The organism is Ruegeria sp. BHSB172 (genome assembly GCF_059613165.1).
Genome location: NZ_JBXWRZ010000004.1, coordinates 66,018 through 84,209 on the forward strand (window position 1 = coordinate 66,018; position 18,192 = coordinate 84,209).

The window sequence follows — 18,192 nt, forward strand, 5'->3', positions numbered from 1 at the left end:
GCGGCCCCAATACAGGAGCATTTCATGTCTCTGAAACAGATTTCCAGTTTCGCCGCGGGCCAGTGGGTTGCGCCCGGAGCCGGGGCCCGCACCATCGCCTCGGCGATCACCGGAGAGCCCTTTGCCACCGCCGGAAACGACGCGCTGGACGTGCAGGCGATGCTGGCACATGCCCGCGACGTGGGCGGGCCTGCTCTGCGCCGGCTGACTTTCCATGAACGCGCCAAGATGCTCAAGGCGCTGGCGCAGGCGCTGTCGGAACAGAAACAGGCGCTCTATGACCTCAGCTTTGAAACCGGCGCCACGCAGAAGGATCATCTGATCGACATCGACGGCGGCATCGGCACCATGTTCGTCTTTGCCTCGAAAGGGCGGCGCGAGATGCCCGACGGCCATGTCTATCTGGATGGCGATGTCGAGCAGCTGTCGCGGAACGGCACCTTCTTGGGCCAGCACGTCTGCACCCCGTTGCAAGGGGTCGCGGTGCATATCAACGCCTTCAACTTCCCGGTCTGGGGGATGCTTGAGAAACTGGCCCCCACCCTGCTGGCCGGGGTTCCGGCGATCGTCAAGCCGGCCACCAACAGCTGCTACGTCACCGAACTGGCCGTGCGGATCATGCTCGACAGCGGCATCCTGCCCGACGGCGCACTGCAGCTGGTCTCGGGCGGGCTGGGCGACATGCTGGATCATTTGACCTGTCAGGACGTGGTCAGCTTTACCGGCTCGGCCGACACCGCGATGAAGCTGCGGCAGAACCCGGTGATCTTGACCAACTCGGTGCGGTTCGTGGCTGAGCAGGACAGCCTGAACGCCTCGATCCTTGGCCCCGACGCGGCACCCGGCACGCCCGAATTCGACCTGTTCGTCAAGGAAGTCGTACGCGAGATGACGACGAAAGCCGGGCAGAAATGCACCGCCATCCGCCGCATCATCGCACCCCAGGCGCAGGTCGAGCCGCTGATCGCCGCGATCTCGGGCAAGCTGGCGCAGACCACGATCGGCGATCCGCGGCTGGACGGCACGCGCATGGGCGCGCTGGTGTCGAACGGGCAGAAGGCCGATGTTCTGGCCAAGGCCAGCCTCATCGGGCAAGAAGCCGAACGCGTATTCGGCGACCCGGATGCCTTCGAGGTGATCGGCGCCGACGCCACAAAAGGCGCCTTCGTACCGCCGATGCTGTTTCACTGCGCCGATCCCGACGCCGCCAAGCATGTGCATAACACCGAGGCGTTCGGCCCGGTCTCGACCATCATGGGCTACCGCGATCTGGACCACGCCATCGCGCTGGCCAATCGCGGCCAGGGGTCGCTGGTCACCTCGCTGATCACCCATGACCCCGAGGTCGCGCGCCAGGTGGTGATGGGCGCGGCTGCCTTCAACGGGCGGATCTACATCAATGACCGCGACTCGATGCAGGAATCCACCGGCCATGGCTCGCCCCTGCCGCACATGGTCCATGGCGGCCCCGGCCGCGCCGGCGGCGGTGAAGAGATGGGCGGCGTGCGCGGCGTGAAACACTACATGCAGCGCACGGCCTTGCAGGGCTCGCCCCGGATGCTGGCGACGATCGGCCGGAAATGGATCCCCGGCGCGCCCGAGATCCAAGGCCCGGCGCATCCCTTCACCCGCAAGTTCGGGGAACTGCAGATCGGTGAGACGCTGCACACGGCGCCTCGGACCATCACGCTGGACGACATCGAACATTTCGCCCATTTCACAGGCGACACCTTCTATGCCCACATGGACGAGGACGCGGCGGCCAGAAACCCGTTTTTTCCGGGCCGGGTGGCGCATGGCTATCTGCTGCTGAGTTTTGCCGCCGGCCTGTTCGTCGAACCGAACGAGGGGCCGGTGCTGGCCAATACAGGGCTGGACGGCCTGCGCTTCATGAAGCCGGTCGTGGCCGGCGACAGCATCAAGGTCCGCCTGACGGTCAAGCAAAAGACCCGCCGCACCGACGACTATGGCGAGGTGCGCTGGCACGTGACCCTGACCAATCAGGATGACGAGAAGGTCGCCGAATACGAACTGCTGACCATGAACGCCTACTGAGCGCAGGGCAAAGTGTTTTTCTTGCACCGCCAGGCCGGATAGACTGAGTGTATGACCAACGCGCATCCGTGGTTCACCAAGGCCGTGGCCGAATTGGCCGACCCGCAGAATCAGCGGGTCTGGTCGATCATCGTGTCGCTGTTCGGCGACATGGCGCAGGAGCGCGGCGCCAAGATATCGGGTGGGGCGCTGGGCCGCATCATCGAACCGATGGGCATCAAGCCCGAGGCGATCCGCGTCGCCCTGCACCGTCTGCGCAAGGATGGCTGGATCGAAAGCGACCGGATCGGGCGCGTCTCGATGCATTTCCTGACCGAATATGGCCGCACGCAGTCGGCCCGGGTCACCCCGCGCATCTATGCCCGCGACCCTGCGCCAGATGCGCCGTTGCACCTTCTGATCGCCGAGGATGGCACCGGCACCCGGCTGCTCGAGGACATTCTGCTCAGCCACGATTACACGCCGATCGCGCGCAACGCCGCGTTGGGATCGGGGGCACCGCCCGAGGACCAGGACGAGCTGCTGATCCTTGAGGTTACTGCCCGCTCGGTTCCGCAATGGGTGCATGAAAAGCTGTTCCCGTCGGATCTGCGCGCGGCTTGCCGATCCTTGCACGAGACCGTCCGCCACGTGTCCCAAGAGCGCCCGGCCAGTTGGGAGCCCACGCCCTGTCAGATCGGTACCCTGCGCACTTTGATCGTGCACCGGTGGCGGCGCGTCGTTCTGCGTCTGCCCGACTTGCCCGATGGCTTCTGTCCGCCGGACTGGACCGGCCCGGCCTGTCGGGCGCAGGTGTTCCGTCTGCTGGACCAACTGCCGCGCCCCCGGCCCGGCGACCTGAATGACGACTGATCCGGCGGTGGGTTCCTCTTGGTGCCGCTCTTGGCCTATCCTCATGGGCGACACGCCCTGACACGAGGCCCTGCCGATGACCCTGCTGCCGATCGCCGTGACCGCAGTCTGCCTGCTGCTCATCGGGCTGCACCTGTGGACACGCTACCTGACGAAGACAGGCACCAGACGCGTGCCGCAGGCGGGGCGGATCGTGCCGGTTGACGGTGGCAGTATCCACTATGTCGCCGCGGGCGACCCGTCCAGACCGGCCCTTGTGATGATCCACGGGCTGACCGGGCAGTTGCAGCACTTCACCTATGAAATGGCCGACCGGCTGACCGACAGGTTTTACGTGATCGCGCTGGACCGTCCCGGCTGCGGGTATTCGACCCGAGATTGCGCGCGGCTGGCAACCCTGCCCGAACAAGCCCGCATGATCCACGAGTTCCTGCAGGCGATCCACGTCAAAGACCCGCTTCTGGTCGGACACTCCCTTGGCGGAGCGGTTTCGTTGGCCATGGCGCTGGACTACCCCAACCACGTCCGCGGTCTGGCCTTGCTGGCGCCGTTGACGCATCGGGTGCCCGAGACCCCTGCCATCTTCAAGGCGCTGGAGATCCGCAGCGAAAGGGTGCGCCATCTGATCGCCAACACGATCGCGGTGCCGCTGGCCAGACTCACGGCGCCGCATGTCATCGACCAGGCCTTCGCCCCCGAGCCGGCGCCGGATGACTTTCTGGACCGCGCCGGGGGCGCCCTGGGCCTGCGGCCGTCGGCCTATGTGACCGGATCGCAGGATTTGGCCGGTGTGGACGCGAGCATTGACTCGCAGGTCGCGCGCTATGGCGACTTGCGGGTTCCCGGCGGGATCCTGTTCGGCGCCGACGACCCGATCCTGTCGCCGGAATGCCAAGGCGCATCCATGGCTGACTTCGGTCTCGTGTACGAGCGGCTTGCAGGGCGGGGCCACATGATTCCGATGACGGCGCCCGATGAATGCGCAGATTTCGTCCGTCGCGTCGCAAACAATGCTCCGCGAACCGACCCGGCGCCTTCCAAACCGAGACAGGCCTGACCAGAAAGAAATCTGGTGGATTGAGTATTTTTCCCTCTTGACCCTCTCGGGCACCTCCCGTAAATCGCCACTCACCTTGGCGGAGTAGCTCAGTTGGTTAGAGCAGCGGAATCATAATCCGCGTGTCGGGGGTTCAAGTCCCTCCTCCGCTACCACCAAACCCCCCACCTTTTCCGAACGGTTAGAAACCAAGGCGCCGAGGCAGCCCTTGACCTCGACCGGCACGCCGTCTTCGTCGGCCGGAGAGACAACGATCTCCGAGATAAAACTGCGCACGGCTTCACGTGCTTTCGGATTCGGATACCGAAGATAACTTTGTCGCGTTTGTTGCGCTCCGCCTCAGGGTCACATGTTATGTAGTTGACGATCAGCGTCACAACGCTCGCTTAAGCCAGCGTCTGGATCCGCCCCATGCCGGGATCGGCTTTGCCAAGACGCTTTGTTTTGTCATTTAGGGGCCCTTCCTCGAACCCTTAGAGGGCGTTCTCGATCGCAGATTTCGACTGGACCCTGCCGGCCCCGCCGCAGAAACAGGTCCGGCAAAGCTATGGGCTACAGGCGAGAGGTGTATAGATGAATTGCCCTGATCGATACGAAGAAAGCGCCAATGCTGATGTGAAATCGAAGCCGACGCCGTCGATTCTCCGGAACAAATAAACCTTGATTGGAGAAACGCCGACCATCAGCATAGTCTGGGTAACCCCATCGGAGTTGATTGTGCCAGAACGCGAAGCCACAAATCTGCTCAGACCGCCGTACACAGCAAGATGATACGGCCGTCTCCAGAGTTGCTTGCGATTTCGCGCCGGATGCATCAGGCCATCCTCACCCGCAACACCGAAATTCTGCCGGGCTTTTTCTCTACCGCCGAAGAAATGCGCTTCATTGGCACGGCCGAGAACGAATATTGGAACGGTTCGGTTGTAAGCGAAGGGGTTGCCGACTTTTTCAGCGAAGTGCCCGACATACTTGCCGTGGAAGAAATCGAGGCCGAGGCGTTCGAGAACGGCGAAACCGGCTGGGCGTCTTTCGTTTATCGGGTCCACTTTTCAGGTTTGCCCGAACCCAGCCTTCAACGCGAAACACACGTGTTTGTTTTGGATGGGGCCCGGTGGAAAATAGTTCAGCGACATGGTTCTGCACCAGTACCGAACGCTGTTCATATGGGCACGGAACAAACAGCCATACAGCGGCTGGTCGATGCGGCGAGAGACGAAGGTCCGAAGCTGGAACAATCTGAGGGATTGGCTTCGATCCTGTTCACCGATCTGGAAGCCAGCACGGAATTGGCGGCTGAGTTGGGCGATGCACGCTGGTCGAGCCTGATCAATGACCACTTTCGCGATATTGCAGACATCGTGGAGGCGCAGGGCGGTCAGTTCGTGAAATCCCTTGGAGATGGCACGTTGTCGAGCTTCCCTTCGGCACAGCAAGCCTTGAAAGCTGCCGTTGAAATGCAGAAGGCCGTTGTTTCCCAAAATCAGGACCCGCAACTTGGTTTGCGCATCGGCATCCACACCGGAGAAGTCGTTCAGAATCGCGGTGACTTCTTTGGTGCTGTGGTAAACAAGGCTGCCAGGATAACAACCATGGCCTCTGCTGGTCAGATCTTGGTATCCAACGCCACATGCACCATGGCTGAGAACGCTCCGGACATGAAGTTTTCAGAGCCCGTATCTGTGTTTTTCAAAGGTTTTGAAGGAAGGCATTTACTTCATAAGCTGGAGTGGAAACGGTGAATTTGACGTTGCGCAGGCCGAATGTGGTCATCGCCGAATGAACGAAGCGCCAGCACAGCGGTCGTTCATCCGAACTCCGAAAACCATGATTGACCGGCCCCCTGAAAGCCGGAGCAGGGCCGCCTTACAAATCCCTGATCCAGAACTGCAGCGGTTTCAGGGTTTCCGACGCCTCGCCCAGATCCTTCCACGAGAACTGGGCGATCACGCCGGGCAGCGGACTGTACCCGCGCGCGCGCCAGAAATCGTCCAGTGGGCGGTAGGTTGCGGGCCGCATCGGGTGGTCGTCCGGACGCTGCACGCCGCAGAAGGCAGACTTGGCGAAGCCCAAGCCCCGCGCGTGACCCTCGCGCAGATCAAAGAACGCATGTCCGACGCCCTGCCCCCTATAGTCGGGTAGCAGTACGGATTCGGCGCAGTAGAAGATCTGCGACAACTCCAGCCCGGTGCCGTCGAAAGCGGCTGCGAAATCCTCGGCATGGTCGGCAAGCGGCGCGCCGGTCGCGGCCCCCACAAGCCGGTCGCCGTCAAAGGCGCCGACGACGATCGCCCGGTCGCTGTCGCGGTAGGATTGCAGGTATCTGCGCTCATAGTCCAGATCGCCGTCATAGAGATAGGGCCAATCGCGGAACACCGAGATGCGCAGCCGCGCCACGTCGTCCAGCGCCGCCGACAACGCCTCGCCGGTCAGGGCGCGGACGGCAGTGACCTCAGCCACCCGACACCTGCTTCACCCAGTCAGCCAGGTTGTAATAGGTGGTCACACGGGTGATCTTGCCGTCCTCGAGGTCAAAGAACGACCCGGCGGGCAGGCGATAGGTCTGACCCGAGGCCGCAGGCAGGCCGGCATCGGTTTCCAGATAGGTGCCGATAACGATGTATTCGGCGGCGGCGCGGGTGCCGCCCTCTGCCTCGAAGACCACAATGTCGGTCAGGGTCTCGCGATAGCAGCGGTTCATATGCGCGCAGAATTCGGCGAATTTGTCTTTGCCGACGCGGATCTGGCCTTCGTTCACGTGATGGGCCACGTCGTCGGACAGGCAGGTCAGCATGCCGGCCACATCCCCGGCGTTGAAGGCATCGAAATAGGCTTGGACAGTCTGGGTCATGCGATCTCCGTAGGTTCCCCCCAGCGATCCTTCAGGTGCTTGATGATCTGATCGCGGGTCTGACGGTAGTGGTGTAGCTTTTCTTCGCGCGTCTCGCCCAGTCCGGTAGGGTCCATTATTGGCCAGTATTCGACATCCAGGTGAAAAACCCGCGTCAGTTCCAGCGCCTTGCGCTGGCTGGCTGGCGACAGGGCCACGATCTGATCGAAGGAGCTGAGATCGTCGCCCCATTCCTGCATCTCGTCGAACGACCGCGACCGGTGGCGTGACAGTTCCACGTCGATCTCCTGGCAGACGGCGATGCTGAACCCGTCGATTTCCAAGTCGTTGCGCACACCGGCCGACTGCACGTAGGTGCCCGTGCCATAGAATTTCTTCATGATACCTTCGGCCATGGGCGAGCGCACCGCGTTGTGGTCGCAGCAGAACAGGACCGAATGCGGCAGAGGCTTCACCCGTCAACCTCCGAAGTGCAGCACGCAGATCAGCGTGAACAGGCGGCGGGCGGTATCGGCGTCGATCTCGGCCTTGCCCTCCAGCCGTTCCTGCAGGACCCGACTGCCTTCGTTGTGGATGCCGCGCCGGGCCATGTCGATGGTTTCGATCTGGCTGGGCGGCAGGGTCTTGACCGCATCGAAGTAGCTTTCGCAGATCTGGAAGTAGTCCTTGACCACCTGCCGAAACGGGCCCAGCGACAGGTGGAACTCGGCGGCTTTCTGGCTATCTTCGGTGCTGACGTCGAACACCAGCCGCTTGTCGCGGATCGACAGCTGCAGGTGATAGGGGCCATCGGGCACCACTCGGTCGTCGCGCTTGGGCAGCGTGAACGAGTTTTCCTCGAGCAGATCATAGATGGCGACCTTGCGCTCCTGCTCGATTTCCGGCGTGGGCGGCGGCAGGTTTCGATCGTCCAGTTCGATATGCGAAATGCGGGTCATGGTCATCGACTTCCGTTCAGGTCAGGCCAGACCTAGCGCACCTATGCCCGCGGGACAACGCGCGAAACCGGCCGGACGCAAGGTTAGATGGGGTGATCGTTGGGGTCGATGCCGTGCTTGCGCAGCAAGGTGTCAACCAGCGAGCCGGGATTGATGTCGCGGTCCTTGAATATCTTGCGGAACCAGGACCCGTAGAAATGGATCGAAGTTTGGTTCTGCCAGTCCAGGAACTCAAGCTTGTCCTGATCCGGCTCGTTCCACAGTGCCCGGTGGCGCAGCGGAATCGCATACAGCGATTTCCGCGAGACGGCCTTGGCATGTTCCGGCGTCGGAAAAAGGTAGTGAAACAACATCGGCGGGCCAAAGCTGAAGATCGGCAGGCTCCAGTAGGTCGAGCGCCCGAAGATCTGAAGATAGGCGCGCTGCTGTTCCTCGGGCCACCAGGGCGGCACCAGATCGCCGTCAAAGGCAAAGGCGCACATTTCGGCCAGGGCCGGGCTGTCGATCGGCAGGGCAAGAACGCCATTCATGATGCGTTGCCGCCTGCGGTTGGCCGCTGGAAACAAATAGCCCTGATCGGTCTGGAAAGGTTTGACCGCATAGGCGTCGGCATCGACCCATATCTGGTCGGTCTGCTGCAGCAGTTTCAGGCGGAACAGGTCCGCGTGCACGGCGACCGACCGCGTGATCGGATCGCGATAGATCTCGGGCGTATCGAAAATCTCGCGTGCGTCGCGGGCCTCGACGTAACTCGGAATGTCCTGCAACTCGCCATAATGATAGACGATCGGAGTCTGGCCGAGATCGGCAAAGGACTTCAGGCACAGATGCTCCATAAAGCTGAAGCGCTCTCCGATCCAGAGGGTTGCGACACGTTCCAATTTCGGCTCCGGGTTTGTCCTAAGACATCACCGGTAAAAAACGCACGGGTCGGACGACCACCGCAAGTGGTTTTGCGCCGGCCGCGGCAGTCCCGGGCCGGATGTGACCCCACCGCAATTGTCCCTAGATCAGCCGTTCAGCCGCTTGAGCCGCGCCCCCACCGATAGCCCGTGCGCCTCAAGGCTTTCCGACTGCGCAAGCTGCTCGGCCGCCGGGCCAATGGCACGCAGAGCCTCGGGCGTCATGCGGCTGAGCGTGGTTCGCTTGAGGAAATCCATAACCGAAAGGCCCGACGAGAACCGCGCCGAACGCGCGGTGGGCAGCACATGGTTCGGGCCGCCGACATAGTCGCCGATGGCCTCGGGCGTGTACTGGCCCAGGAAAATGGCGCCGGCGTGGATCGTCTTTTGGCTGAGCGCCACCGGATCAGCCACGCACAGTTCCAGGTGTTCCGGCGCGATGCGGTTCGACAGGGCCGCGGCCTCGTCCAGATCGCGCACGGTGATGATGGCGCCATAGTCGCGCCAGCTGGCCCCGGCGATCGCGCGGCGCTCGAGCGTTTCCAGCCGCTTGTCCACCGCCTCGGCCACCGCGCGGCCGAAAGCGGCGTCGTCGGTGATCAGGATGGACTGGGCGCTTTCGTCATGCTCGGCCTGGCTGAGCAGGTCCAGCGCGATCCAGTCGGGATCGTTGTCCTTGTCTGCGATCACCAGGATCTCGGACGGCCCCGCGATCATGTCGATGCCGACCTTGCCGAACACCCGCCGCTTGGCCGCCGCGACAAAAGCGTTGCCCGGCCCGGTGATCTTGTCCACCGGCGCGATGGTTTTGGTGCCATAGGCCAGCGCCGCAATCGCTTGCGCGCCGCCGATGCGGTAGATCTCGTCAACGCCCGACAGGCGCGCGGCCAGCAGGACCAGCGGGTTGACCTGTCCGTCCGGCGTGGGCACCACGATGGCCAGACGTTCGACCCCCGCAACCTTGGCCGGGATCGCGTTCATCAGCACCGACGAGGGGTAAGAGGCCAGCCCGCCCGGCACGTAAAGCCCCGCGGCGGACACCGCCGACCAGCGCCAGCCCAGGGTCGCACCCGCCTCGTCGGTCCATTCCAGATCCTGCGGCATCTGGCGTTCGTGATAGGCCCGGATGCGCCCGGCGGCCAGTTCCAGCGCCGCGCGGTCCTCGACCGCGACATCTTCGATCGCGGCGTCGATTTCCTCGGCCGTGAAGGCCAGGGTTTCCGGCGTCAGCTCCAGCCGGTCGAATTTCGCGGTCAGCTCGATCACGGCGGTATCACCGCGCGACCGAACGTCCGCTATGATCTGCGCGACGACCGCGTCCACGTCCGGGCTGTCCTCGCGCTTGGCCGAGAGCAGGTCGGCGAAGGCGGTTTCGAAGTCGGGCGCAGTGGTATCAAGGAAAACGGGCATGATGGTGTCTCCGGCAGTCCTGCGGGGAATATCCGGGGGCGGCCCGCGCCTCAAGGGCTTAGATCAGGGGTGCAGCGATTTGCGCATCGGGTATCCGACGATCCAGCGCCCGGCGGTCCTGCGTCCACCCACCCGCGCGACAAGTAGAACCGGCGCGCGGTGGCGGTGCTGGTGACACGCGCCTCGGTCACGCCGAGGGCCGAGAGGCGCGATTCGCGATGCGAGAGCATGGCAGAGCTTGCGCCCTGCCCCAGGAAATCCGGGTCAACATAGTTGAGGGTGATCCGCCCGGTGCCCCGCCCCGGCTCAACCTCGCCCAGCGCCCCGACCGAGGCCAGCCTGCCATCCCCCAGCAACAGCCAGACCTCGCCATCCTAGTTCGGCAGGTCGTCCCGCAGCGCCTGCGGGGTCTTGTTCGCCGTCCAGCGGGCAATCACGTCCGGGGCGTTGCCGTGATCCTTGGTACAGAGCCTCTCGATCGAGCGGGTCAGAACCCGGTTCATCTCGAACACGTCGAACACGGTGGCACGGCGAATTTCAGTGCCTTTCGGCGCACCCGAGAAGGTCTGGGATATCCCGCGCTTGTTCCTCACCTAGACCGGGTGCTTGGGCGCATGCCCCGAGGGCGCGCGGTACGGGCGCGTGACGTCCCTGAGCGTGGCCTCGAGCGCCTCGACCGTCAGACGAATCGCGCCATCGCCGGCCAGCGTCAGCAGCACCTCGCCAGCACCGTCCTCGGCCGGGTGGAACTCGATATCCAGCAGCGACAGGATCAGGTCCTTGTCGGACCGGTTGATGCCCTGGCTGGCCACCGCCAGGACCGAATCGAACACCAGCACCGACTGCACCCGCTCGTAGGGGCGGTCGCGGCGCTCGGCGGCCTCCTTGTCTTCCCACCGGAACCGGTTGAGCAGCAGGGCGAAGCGGCGGCGGGCCGGTTGCCAGGTCATCTCGCTGGCCGGAAAGACGGCATCCTGCCCCAGCGCCGCGATCACCCGCAGGTCGTCGGCGTCCAACGCGCCCAGGTTCAGCGGCGCCTCGCGCCCGTCTTCGAATGTTGCGTCTGCCATCAGCCCTTGATCCGTTCGATTTTGGCGCCCACGCCTTCCAGCTTGCGGACCACATGCTCATATCCGCGGTCAAGATGATAGACCCGGCTGACAAGTGTTTCGCCCTCGGCCGCCAGACCGGCCAGGATCAGCGAGACCGAGGCCCGCAGATCGGTGGCCATCACCGGCGCGCCCTTCAGGCGCTCGACCCCGGTCACCGTCGCGGTGCCGCCATGCACCTCGATCTGCGCGCCCATCCGCACCAGTTCGGGGGCGTGCATGAAGCGGTTCTCGAAAATCCGCTCCTCCAGCACCGAAACCCCATCGGCCGTGCACATCAGCGCCATCATCTGCGCCTGCAGATCGGTGGGAAAGCCGGGGAACGGCTCGGTCACCACGTCGACCGCACGCACCCGGCCATTCCTGCGCGAGACCTTCAGGCCCTGTTCGGTTTCCTCGACATCGACCCCGGCGGCAGTCAGCTTTTCCACGAAGGATTCGACCAGCGACAGGCGGCCACCCAGCAGCTCGACTTCGCCGCCGCAGATGGCGGGGGCCAGCATGTAGGTGCCCAGTTCGATCCGGTCGGTCACCACCTGGTGCGTCGCGCCATGCAGCCGGTCGACGCCCTGAATCTCGATGGTCGAGGTCCCCTCGCCCTGAATCTGCGCGCCCATCTTGCGCAGGCATTGCACCAGATCGACGATCTCGGGTTCGCGCGCGGCGTTTTTCAGAACCGTCGTGCCCTTGGCCAGGGTCGCCGCCATGACGATGTTTTCGGTGGCCCCCACCGACGCAAAGCGCATTTCATGCACCGCGCCCTTCAGCCCGTTCGGCGCCTTGGCGTGCAAGTAGCCGTCCTTCAGCTCAATCTCAGCGCCCAGGGCTTCCAGCCCCTCGACATGCAGGTCCATCGGGCGCGCCCCGATGGCGCAGCCGCCCGGCAGCGAAACCACTGCCTGACCGAATCGCGCCAAGAGCGGCCCCAGAACGAGGTTCGAGGCACGCATCTTGCGCACGATCTCGTAATCGGCGGTGTGGCTGGTCAGGTCGTGGCTGGACATCGCCAGAACCTGCCCGTCCTGCAGGGCCGACACCTCGGCCCCCAGCGACTGCAGCAGCGCGGTCATGGTCTTGATGTCGCTCAGACGCGGCGCGTTGGTCAGCGTGAGCGGTTCTTCGCTGAGCAGCGTGGCCGGCATCAGGGTGAGGCAGGCATTCTTTGCCCCCGCGATCGGGATTCGGCCATGAAGCGGCCCGTTGCCCGTTACAAGAATCGAATCCATCTGCTCTAGCCCTTGTCCTGACCGGCCTTGCCGTCCGAACCCGCCCGCGCCTTGGCCTGCGCCTTGCGCCGCGCGAGATTCGCCTTGAGAGCGGCCTTGAGCCGATCCTCGCGCGTATCGCCGGATTTGCCGTGTGTTTTGGGTGAATTTTTGTCTGACATGATCTTTCTCTACAGGAGGTGAAAAAAACCGTCCAGAGACCCTTGCGCCCCGTTTCGTTTGAGTCTAATCACCCGCCCACAGCGCTGCTGTAGCTCAGAGGTAGAGCACTCCCTTGGTAAGGGAGAGGTCGAGAGTTCAATTCTCTCCAGCAGCACCATCTCTCTTGAAATTGCAGGATTTAGACGTGTTGCGGCGTAGCTTGCGCGGCTCGGTGTGGTGCTGTACCCAACCCGCAGCAGAGGTATTTCCATGACTCCGAAACGTCTTGTTTTTCATGTGGGGCTGCCCAAAACGGGCACGACATCCATTCAAAGGTACCTTGTCAGACATGCTCCGCAGCTGCGGGAGGCAGGCATCGCCTTCCCGTTCGATCTGTCCAGGCGCCCGAAAATTGCAGATGAAAACCCGATTGGCGTCCCCCAAATTGACGGGTCCGAATATTTTTTCAAAACGCCCCGGCGGGACGTCCCGGCCACATCGATCGATTGGGCACAGGAACTTCGCGAGTTTGCCGTGTCCGAACACTTGCACTCTTTTCTGATCTCGGATGAGACCCTCTTCAATTCTGTGCAAGGCCTTCGTACCGAAGTATTTTCCGGCCTGCCCAAAAACATCGAAGTTATTTTTCTGGCCTATCTCCGGCATCCTATTGACCTTATCAACTCCAGAACATTGCAAGGCATTGCCGGAAGCGCCGAAGCGTATCCCCAATTCCTGAAGGCTCTGCCGAGAATTGCCAGACGATATGTTCACAAGGGCTATAAGGATTCTCTTGCTGAATTTGCACAGCACGGGACGATGCTGGTTCGCTCCTACGAACAAGCTGCCCGGATCGGCGTCGTGCGCGATTTCTGTCAGGCTTTACATATACCGTACCTTGAAGACGGGCCGGAAAAATACGCAAACACTAGATCATTCGGCTACAAGACCGGGTTGGTGTTGATGGGCTTCCGGAAAGAACTGGGCGTCTTTAGTATCAGGCAGAACCCAACGACACACCCCAAAGTAAAAGGCCTCGGGGAAAAATTTGACGATTCAAATAAAACCTTCCTGCCGAAAAAGGTTTTCGACGATGTGCTTGCAAAATGGGACGAAGAACGCCCCCTGATCGAGGCACGGTTCAACGTCTCGCTGCAGGCGACCACGAAACAGAAACCTGCACCTGACCATCTGAATATTGACCAGCCTTTTGCCCAGGCATTCCAGAATGCCGCCCGAGGTATATTTGACCCCGAAGAAGAAAGGCTTCTGGAAAGCGCCTTGAACACTGCCCAGCAGGGTTTTGAAATCTTCAAGGACTACCAGCCGGCAACCAGCCCCGAACCGATTGCTGCACCTCCGCAGAAAAATAGAGGCTGGTTTACACGGATCTTTGGAAAACGGGCCGCAGACTGACCAATTTCCGCGCCAAAATCGCACGGTTTGCCTCTGCATCCGCCAGACTCAAGCAGCGCGCTGGCCATGACGAACCGAAGCGTCATGTTGACGCGACGTCAGGATGCAAACGGGCAAAATCACAAAATTATGACACCTTTCGGCACCACATATGCCCATATTCGGATACAGGTGGAACTCACCCCTGCTGATCTGTTTTATGGTGTTTTTTTAACGAGGGGGTACTTCGGCAGGGTCAGGGGAAGGACCGATCATCAGGCCCTGTCGCCGAAATGACCGTGTCTTTCCCCGCCTAGCCGCCCCGCAACCTCTGCATCAGATAGACCTCGGCCCCGTCGGGAATGGGTTCGGACAAACCCGCTGCAATGATCCTGCCATTGACGGCAATGGACACGCCCGCATCGATCGGCGCCTGCAATTGCGGATGGAGACGCACCAGTTCGCGCAGCAGCTCGCCGGTTGTCTCGGCCTCAACCTCGACCACCTCCTGACCCCCGGTCAGAGACCGGAGGCCGGACCAGAGATGGACCTCAACCATTGTCCTTGAGCGCGGCCAGAATGCGCGGCGGCGACATCGGCAGTTGCCGCATCCGCACGCCCGCCGCGTTCGAAACCGCATTCGCGATGGCCGCCAGCGGCGGCACGATGCCGGTTTCACCCACACCGCGCACGCCGAACGGGTGGCCGGGGTTGGGCACTTCGACGATCACCGTGTCGATCATCGGCAGGTCGCTGGCCACCGGAATACGATAGTCGAGGAACACCGGATTCTGCAGCCGGCCATCCTCGCCATAGATGTATTCCTCGTTCAGCGCCCAGCCGATGCCCTGCGCCGCGCCGCCCTGGTACTGGCCCTCGACATAAGCGGGGTGGATCGCCTTGCCTGCGTCCTGGATGACCGTGTAGCGGGTGATCGAGGTCTTGCCGGTTTCGGGATCGACCTCGGCATCGACGATATGGGTGCCGAACGACACGCCTGCGCCTTCGGGGGTCGCCTCGAAATGGCCCGAAATCGGGCCGCCGGTGCGCCCCATGTCAGCGGTGATCTCGGCCAGCGGCAGCGGGTCGAAGTCGCCCGCGTTGGGGCCGGATGGCACCGCGCAGCCGTTTTCCCATTTCACCGCGTCCACGGGGATGCCCCATTTGGCCGCCGCGCGTTCGCACAGTTTCTCGACCGCGTGCTGCGCCGCCTTTATCGTGGCCAGACCGCTGGCATAGGTCACGCGCGAGCCGTGGCTGACGTCGTTGTAACCCAGCGTGGCGGTGTCGGCGATGGTCACGCGGATGTTCTCGTACGGGATGCCCAGCACTTCGGCCGCCATCAGCGCCATCGACGCGCGCGAGCCGCCGATATCGGGCGTACCGACCATCAGCTGCGCCGAGCCGTCTTCGGACAGGGCCAGCGACACCGACGTCTCGCCGCCGTGGTTGAACCAAAACCCGCAGGCGATGCCGCGCCCCTGCCCCGGCTTCAGCGGGGCCGAGTAGTGGGGATGCGCCTTGGCCGCCTCGAGCGTTTCGACCAGGCCGATCCGGTCATAGGTGGGGCCGTAGCTGGCCTTGGCGCCCTCGCGCGCTGCGTTCTTGAGGCGCACCTCGATCGGATCGAGGCCCAATTTCTTGCACAGCTCGTCGATGACCGACTCTACCGCAAACGCCCCCATCGGCGCGCCGGGCGCGCGATAGGCGGCCTGTTTCGGGCGGTTGGACATCACGTCATACCCCACCTGGCGCACGTTGGTCAGGTTGTAGGGGGCAAAGGCGCACATCGCGGTCATGTCGCCTGGCGCGCCCGGAAAGGCACCGCCTTGCAGGCGGAACACGCCCTGGGCGGCAGTAATGGTGCCATCCTTTTTCATGCCGATCTTGACGTCCATCGAGGCCGAGGCAGTCGGCCCCGTGGCCCGCAGAACCTCTGACCGGGACATCACGATCTTGACCGGACGGTTGGCCTTGCGCGACAGCGCAAGCGCCACCGGTTCGATGAATACGGTGGTCTTGCCGCCGAACCCGCCGCCGATTTCCGATGCGGTCACGCGCAGCTGCGCGGTTTCGATCCCCAGCAGCGCGGCACAGGTCTTCTGCACGATCCAGTGGCCCTGCGTACAGCACCACAGCTCGCCCTTGCCGTCAGCGCCCAGCGAGGCAAGGCAGGCGTGCGGTTCGATATAGCCCTGGTGGGTGGCCTCGGTGACGAAGTGATCCTCGATCACCAGATCGGCCTCGGCAAAGCCCGCCTCGACATCGCCGTGACCGCTTTCGTGATAGCGCACGACGTTGGGATGCATGCCCTCGGGCACCGAATAATCGGCCGCGCCTTCGCGGATCACCGGTGCGTCGGGCGCCATAGCCTTGTCCACGTCGGTGACATGGGGCAGCACCTCGTATTCGACCTCGATCAGCTTGAGCGCATCCCGCGCCGCCAGCGCCGAACTGGCCGCAACCGCCGCCACGGCATGCCCGTCATAGAGCGCCTTTTCCCCGGCCATGACGTTTTCCAGAACGTTCCAGAATTCGCCCTCAAGCCCCGGCTTGAACGGGACATCGGCGAAATCGGCGCGGGTGACCACGGCCTTCACGTCCCGATGCGCCTCGGCCTTCGAGGTGTCGATCCGGACGATCCGCGCATGGGCGTGGGGCGAGCGCAGGATGGCGCCGAACAGCATGCCCGGCGCGGTCACGTCGGCCCCGAACCGGGCGCGGCCCGTGACCTTGTCCAGCCCGTCGGGGCGGTTCGGGCGGGTGCCCACGAAGGTGAAGTGCGACTTGCGATCGTCGAGTGCCATTACGAAGCCTCCCGCAGCTCGGCGGCCGTGTCCAGAACGGCGCGGATGATCTTGTCATAACCCGTGCAGCGGCACAGGTTGCCGGCCAGCCAATAGCGGGCCTCTTCCTCGGTCGGGTCGGGGTTCTTTTCCAGCAGCGCCTTGGCGGCGACCAGAACGCCCGGCGTGCAGACCCCGCATTGCAGCGCGGCATGTTCGATGAACTTGCGCTGCAGCGGGTGCAGGGTTTCGCCCTCGGCCATGCCTTCGATGGTTTCGATTTGCTTGCCTTCGGCCTCGACCCCCAGCACCAGGCAGGAACAGACCAGCCGCCCGTCCAGCGTGACCGAGCAGGCCCCGCAATCGCCGGTGCCGCAGCCTTCCTTGGCGCCGGTCAGGTTCAACTTGTCGCGCAGACAGTCCAGTAGGGTTTCGCGCGCGTCGCACAGGTATTCGACCGTGTCGCCGTTGACGGTGGTGGTGACGTGATGCTTGGTCATGCGGTCTCTCCCTTGGCGCGGGCATAGGCGATTTTCGCGGCGCGTTTTGCCAGAACGCCGGCCACTTCGGTGCGGAATTCGATCGTGCCGCGTTTGTCGTCGATGGGTTTGCAGGCGGCCGAGGCGGCGGCGGCCAGCGCCGCCAACGCGGCATCGTCCAGCGTGGTGCCGATCAGCGCCCGGGCGCAGTCTTCGACAAGCAGGACGGTAGGCGCCACGGCGCCCAGCGCAACACGGGCCTCGGTGATGGTGTCGCCATCGATGCGCAGGTTCACGCCCACTCCGACCACGGCGATGTCCATCTCGGTGCGCGGTATGAAGCGCAGATAGGCGTCACCGCCGTTCTCGCCCCGCGCCGGGATGTGCAGGGCCGAGATCAGTTCGCCCTGCGCCAGCGAGGTCTTGCCGGGGCCGGTCGGGATGTCCTCGACCGCCACGACCCGATCGCCCGCGGGGCCGGTCACCGTCACGCTCGCCCCCGCAGCAACCATGGCCGGAACGGAATCGGCGGCGGGCGAGCCATTGCACAGGTTGCCAACCGGCGTGGCACGGCCCTGAATCTGGGTCGAGCCGATCATGTCCATCGCCTCGACCACACCAGGCCACTCTCGGCCCAGTTGGGGGTGTTCGTTCATCTCGGCACCGGTGACGGCCACGCCCAGCGTCCAACTTCCGTCGGCGTGGCGGGTGATGTCGCGCACCCCGTCGATGGTCTTGATGTCGATCAGGGTGTCGGGGGTCACGATCTCGGACCGCAGTTGCACCAAGACGTCGGTGCCGCCGGCCAGAAACCGCGTGATGCCCGTTGCATGGGCAGCCAGATCCGAAGCTTCGGCAAAGCTGGCGGGGCGGTGATATTGCATGATTGTACCTCGCGCCTGTTGGTCAGGGTTCACTGGGTTTGGGGCGACGTTAGAGCAGCCGCGCGGCGGCGTCCATGGCCCGCGCGACCTATTTTTTTGCCTGCAAATGT

At 63.5% G+C, this 18,192-nt stretch carries 20 protein-coding genes and 2 tRNA genes; 7 read left to right on the forward strand and 15 right to left on the reverse strand.

Features of this window, described 5'->3' with window-relative positions; genetic code table 11:
• Positions 1 to 24 precede the first annotated feature (24 nt).
• The 5 genes from paaZ to AC2FM3_RS03380 all read left to right on the forward strand — a co-directional run bounded on the left by paaZ (position 25) and on the right by AC2FM3_RS03380 (position 5,703).
• A complete protein-coding gene (paaZ, locus tag AC2FM3_RS03360; RefSeq protein ID WP_496679047.1) occupies positions 25 to 2,055 on the forward strand; it encodes a phenylacetic acid degradation bifunctional protein PaaZ in 2,031 nt (676 codons plus the stop codon).
• A 51-nt stretch (positions 2,056 to 2,106) separates the two neighbouring features.
• Positions 2,107 to 2,907 carry a PaaX family transcriptional regulator C-terminal domain-containing protein gene (locus AC2FM3_RS03365; protein ID WP_496679049.1) on the forward strand — a complete coding sequence of 267 codons (801 nt, stop codon included), beginning with the start codon at positions 2,107 to 2,109 and terminating at the stop codon, positions 2,905 to 2,907.
• A gap of 76 nt (positions 2,908 to 2,983) precedes the next feature.
• Positions 2,984 to 3,964 (forward strand): alpha/beta fold hydrolase, encoded by a 981-nt coding sequence (locus tag AC2FM3_RS03370; RefSeq protein WP_496679050.1) that lies wholly within the window; start codon positions 2,984 to 2,986, stop codon positions 3,962 to 3,964.
• A 78-nt stretch (positions 3,965 to 4,042) separates the two neighbouring features.
• Positions 4,043 to 4,119: transfer RNA gene (locus AC2FM3_RS03375), tRNA-Met, on the forward strand.
• A gap of 612 nt (positions 4,120 to 4,731) precedes the next feature.
• The gene (locus AC2FM3_RS03380) at positions 4,732 to 5,703 is read left to right on the forward strand and encodes an adenylate/guanylate cyclase domain-containing protein (protein ID WP_496679051.1); all 972 of its coding nucleotides are present in this window, start codon (positions 4,732 to 4,734) and stop codon (positions 5,701 to 5,703) included.
• Positions 5,704 to 5,827: 124 nt separating this feature from the next.
• Here the strand turns inward: AC2FM3_RS03380 and AC2FM3_RS03385 are convergent, their stop codons facing one another.
• The 11 genes from AC2FM3_RS03385 to AC2FM3_RS03435 form a co-directional block, all read right to left on the reverse strand.
• Entirely contained in the window at positions 5,828 to 6,421 is a 594-nt protein-coding gene (locus AC2FM3_RS03385; protein WP_496679052.1) for a GNAT family N-acetyltransferase, read from the reverse strand.
• Entirely contained in the window at positions 6,414 to 6,812 is a 399-nt protein-coding gene (locus tag AC2FM3_RS03390) for a ketosteroid isomerase-related protein (RefSeq protein WP_496679054.1), read from the reverse strand. The genes AC2FM3_RS03385 and AC2FM3_RS03390 overlap by 8 nt, the downstream gene beginning before the upstream one ends.
• The gene (locus AC2FM3_RS03395; protein ID WP_496679055.1) at positions 6,809 to 7,267 is read right to left on the reverse strand and encodes an arsenate-mycothiol transferase ArsC; all 459 of its coding nucleotides are present in this window, start codon (positions 7,265 to 7,267) and stop codon (positions 6,809 to 6,811) included. The genes AC2FM3_RS03390 and AC2FM3_RS03395 overlap by 4 nt, the downstream gene beginning before the upstream one ends.
• 3 nt (positions 7,268 to 7,270) lie before the next feature.
• Positions 7,271 to 7,750, reverse strand: coding sequence for a UPF0262 family protein (locus AC2FM3_RS03400; protein WP_496679056.1), 480 nt, complete (start codon positions 7,748 to 7,750; stop codon positions 7,271 to 7,273).
• A gap of 83 nt (positions 7,751 to 7,833) precedes the next feature.
• Positions 7,834 to 8,631, reverse strand: a complete 798-nt coding sequence (locus tag AC2FM3_RS03405; protein ID WP_496679057.1) for a hypothetical protein — start codon at positions 8,629 to 8,631, stop codon at positions 7,834 to 7,836.
• A gap of 129 nt (positions 8,632 to 8,760) precedes the next feature.
• Positions 8,761 to 10,062 carry a histidinol dehydrogenase gene (hisD, locus tag AC2FM3_RS03410; RefSeq protein WP_496679058.1) on the reverse strand — a complete coding sequence of 434 codons (1,302 nt, stop codon included), beginning with the start codon at positions 10,060 to 10,062 and terminating at the stop codon, positions 8,761 to 8,763.
• Between the two features lie 50 nt (positions 10,063 to 10,112).
• Positions 10,113 to 10,418 (reverse strand): GNAT family N-acetyltransferase, encoded by a 306-nt coding sequence (locus tag AC2FM3_RS03415; protein WP_496679059.1) that lies wholly within the window; start codon positions 10,416 to 10,418, stop codon positions 10,113 to 10,115.
• 18 nt (positions 10,419 to 10,436) lie between these two features.
• A complete protein-coding gene (locus AC2FM3_RS03420) occupies positions 10,437 to 10,655 on the reverse strand; it encodes a hypothetical protein (RefSeq protein ID WP_496679061.1) in 219 nt (72 codons plus the stop codon).
• Positions 10,656 to 11,132: a DUF2948 family protein gene (locus AC2FM3_RS03425; RefSeq protein WP_496679062.1), complete on the reverse strand. Its 477-nt coding sequence runs from the start codon at positions 11,130 to 11,132 to the stop codon at positions 10,656 to 10,658.
• Positions 11,132 to 12,397, reverse strand: a complete 1,266-nt coding sequence (gene murA / locus AC2FM3_RS03430; RefSeq protein WP_496679064.1) for a UDP-N-acetylglucosamine 1-carboxyvinyltransferase — start codon at positions 12,395 to 12,397, stop codon at positions 11,132 to 11,134. The genes AC2FM3_RS03425 and murA overlap by 1 nt, the downstream gene beginning before the upstream one ends.
• Before the next feature lie 5 nt (positions 12,398 to 12,402).
• On the reverse strand, positions 12,403 to 12,558 hold the full coding sequence (locus tag AC2FM3_RS03435) for a hypothetical protein (RefSeq protein ID WP_496679065.1): 156 nt from the start codon (positions 12,556 to 12,558) through the stop codon (positions 12,403 to 12,405).
• 83 nt (positions 12,559 to 12,641) lie between these two features.
• On the opposite strand from AC2FM3_RS03435, the gene AC2FM3_RS03440 reads away from it, so the two are divergent.
• A tRNA-Thr gene (locus AC2FM3_RS03440) sits at positions 12,642 to 12,716 on the forward strand.
• A 92-nt stretch (positions 12,717 to 12,808) separates the two neighbouring features.
• Entirely contained in the window at positions 12,809 to 13,954 is a 1,146-nt protein-coding gene (locus tag AC2FM3_RS03445; RefSeq protein ID WP_496679067.1) for a hypothetical protein, read from the forward strand.
• Positions 13,955 to 14,246: 292 nt separating this feature from the next.
• On the opposite strand, the gene AC2FM3_RS03450 is transcribed toward AC2FM3_RS03445, so the two are convergent.
• From AC2FM3_RS03450 to AC2FM3_RS03465, 4 genes are read right to left on the reverse strand one after another with little or no spacing between them, the layout of a single operon-like run.
• The gene (locus tag AC2FM3_RS03450; RefSeq protein ID WP_496679068.1) at positions 14,247 to 14,492 is read right to left on the reverse strand and encodes a MoaD/ThiS family protein; all 246 of its coding nucleotides are present in this window, start codon (positions 14,490 to 14,492) and stop codon (positions 14,247 to 14,249) included.
• Positions 14,485 to 16,740 carry a xanthine dehydrogenase family protein molybdopterin-binding subunit gene (locus AC2FM3_RS03455; protein ID WP_496679070.1) on the reverse strand — a complete coding sequence of 752 codons (2,256 nt, stop codon included), beginning with the start codon at positions 16,738 to 16,740 and terminating at the stop codon, positions 14,485 to 14,487. The genes AC2FM3_RS03450 and AC2FM3_RS03455 overlap by 8 nt, the downstream gene beginning before the upstream one ends.
• On the reverse strand, positions 16,740 to 17,219 hold the full coding sequence (locus AC2FM3_RS03460) for a (2Fe-2S)-binding protein (protein ID WP_170435415.1): 480 nt from the start codon (positions 17,217 to 17,219) through the stop codon (positions 16,740 to 16,742). Before AC2FM3_RS03460 ends, AC2FM3_RS03455 begins: the two co-directional genes overlap by 1 nt.
• A complete protein-coding gene (locus AC2FM3_RS03465; protein ID WP_496679071.1) occupies positions 17,216 to 18,082 on the reverse strand; it encodes an FAD binding domain-containing protein in 867 nt (288 codons plus the stop codon). Before AC2FM3_RS03465 ends, AC2FM3_RS03460 begins: the two co-directional genes overlap by 4 nt.
• Between the last annotated feature and the right edge of the window lie 110 nt (positions 18,083 to 18,192).

Coding starts and splice junctions, on each gene's coding strand:
- paaZ (WP_496679047.1), top strand. CDS start 25: ATGTCTCTGAAACAGATTTCCAGTTTCGCCGCGGGCCAGTGGGTTGCG.
- AC2FM3_RS03365 (WP_496679049.1), top strand. CDS start 2,107: ATGACCAACGCGCATCCGTGGTTCACCAAGGCCGTGGCCGAATTGGCC.
- AC2FM3_RS03370 (WP_496679050.1), top strand. CDS start 2,984: ATGACCCTGCTGCCGATCGCCGTGACCGCAGTCTGCCTGCTGCTCATC.
- AC2FM3_RS03380 (WP_496679051.1), top strand. CDS start 4,732: ATGATACGGCCGTCTCCAGAGTTGCTTGCGATTTCGCGCCGGATGCAT.
- AC2FM3_RS03390 (WP_496679054.1), bottom strand. CDS start 6,812: ATGACCCAGACTGTCCAAGCCTATTTCGATGCCTTCAACGCCGGGGAT.
- AC2FM3_RS03400 (WP_496679056.1), bottom strand. CDS start 7,750: ATGACCCGCATTTCGCATATCGAACTGGACGATCGAAACCTGCCGCCG.
- hisD (WP_496679058.1), bottom strand. CDS start 10,062: ATGCCCGTTTTCCTTGATACCACTGCGCCCGACTTCGAAACCGCCTTC.
- AC2FM3_RS03425 (WP_496679062.1), bottom strand. CDS start 11,132: ATGGCAGACGCAACATTCGAAGACGGGCGCGAGGCGCCGCTGAACCTG.
- murA (WP_496679064.1), bottom strand. CDS start 12,397: ATGGATTCGATTCTTGTAACGGGCAACGGGCCGCTTCATGGCCGAATC.
- AC2FM3_RS03435 (WP_496679065.1), bottom strand. CDS start 12,558: ATGTCAGACAAAAATTCACCCAAAACACACGGCAAATCCGGCGATACG.
- AC2FM3_RS03445 (WP_496679067.1), top strand. CDS start 12,809: ATGACTCCGAAACGTCTTGTTTTTCATGTGGGGCTGCCCAAAACGGGC.
- AC2FM3_RS03450 (WP_496679068.1), bottom strand. CDS start 14,492: ATGGTTGAGGTCCATCTCTGGTCCGGCCTCCGGTCTCTGACCGGGGGT.
- AC2FM3_RS03455 (WP_496679070.1), bottom strand. CDS start 16,740: ATGGCACTCGACGATCGCAAGTCGCACTTCACCTTCGTGGGCACCCGC.
- AC2FM3_RS03460 (WP_170435415.1), bottom strand. CDS start 17,219: ATGACCAAGCATCACGTCACCACCACCGTCAACGGCGACACGGTCGAA.
- AC2FM3_RS03465 (WP_496679071.1), bottom strand. CDS start 18,082: ATGCAATATCACCGCCCCGCCAGCTTTGCCGAAGCTTCGGATCTGGCT.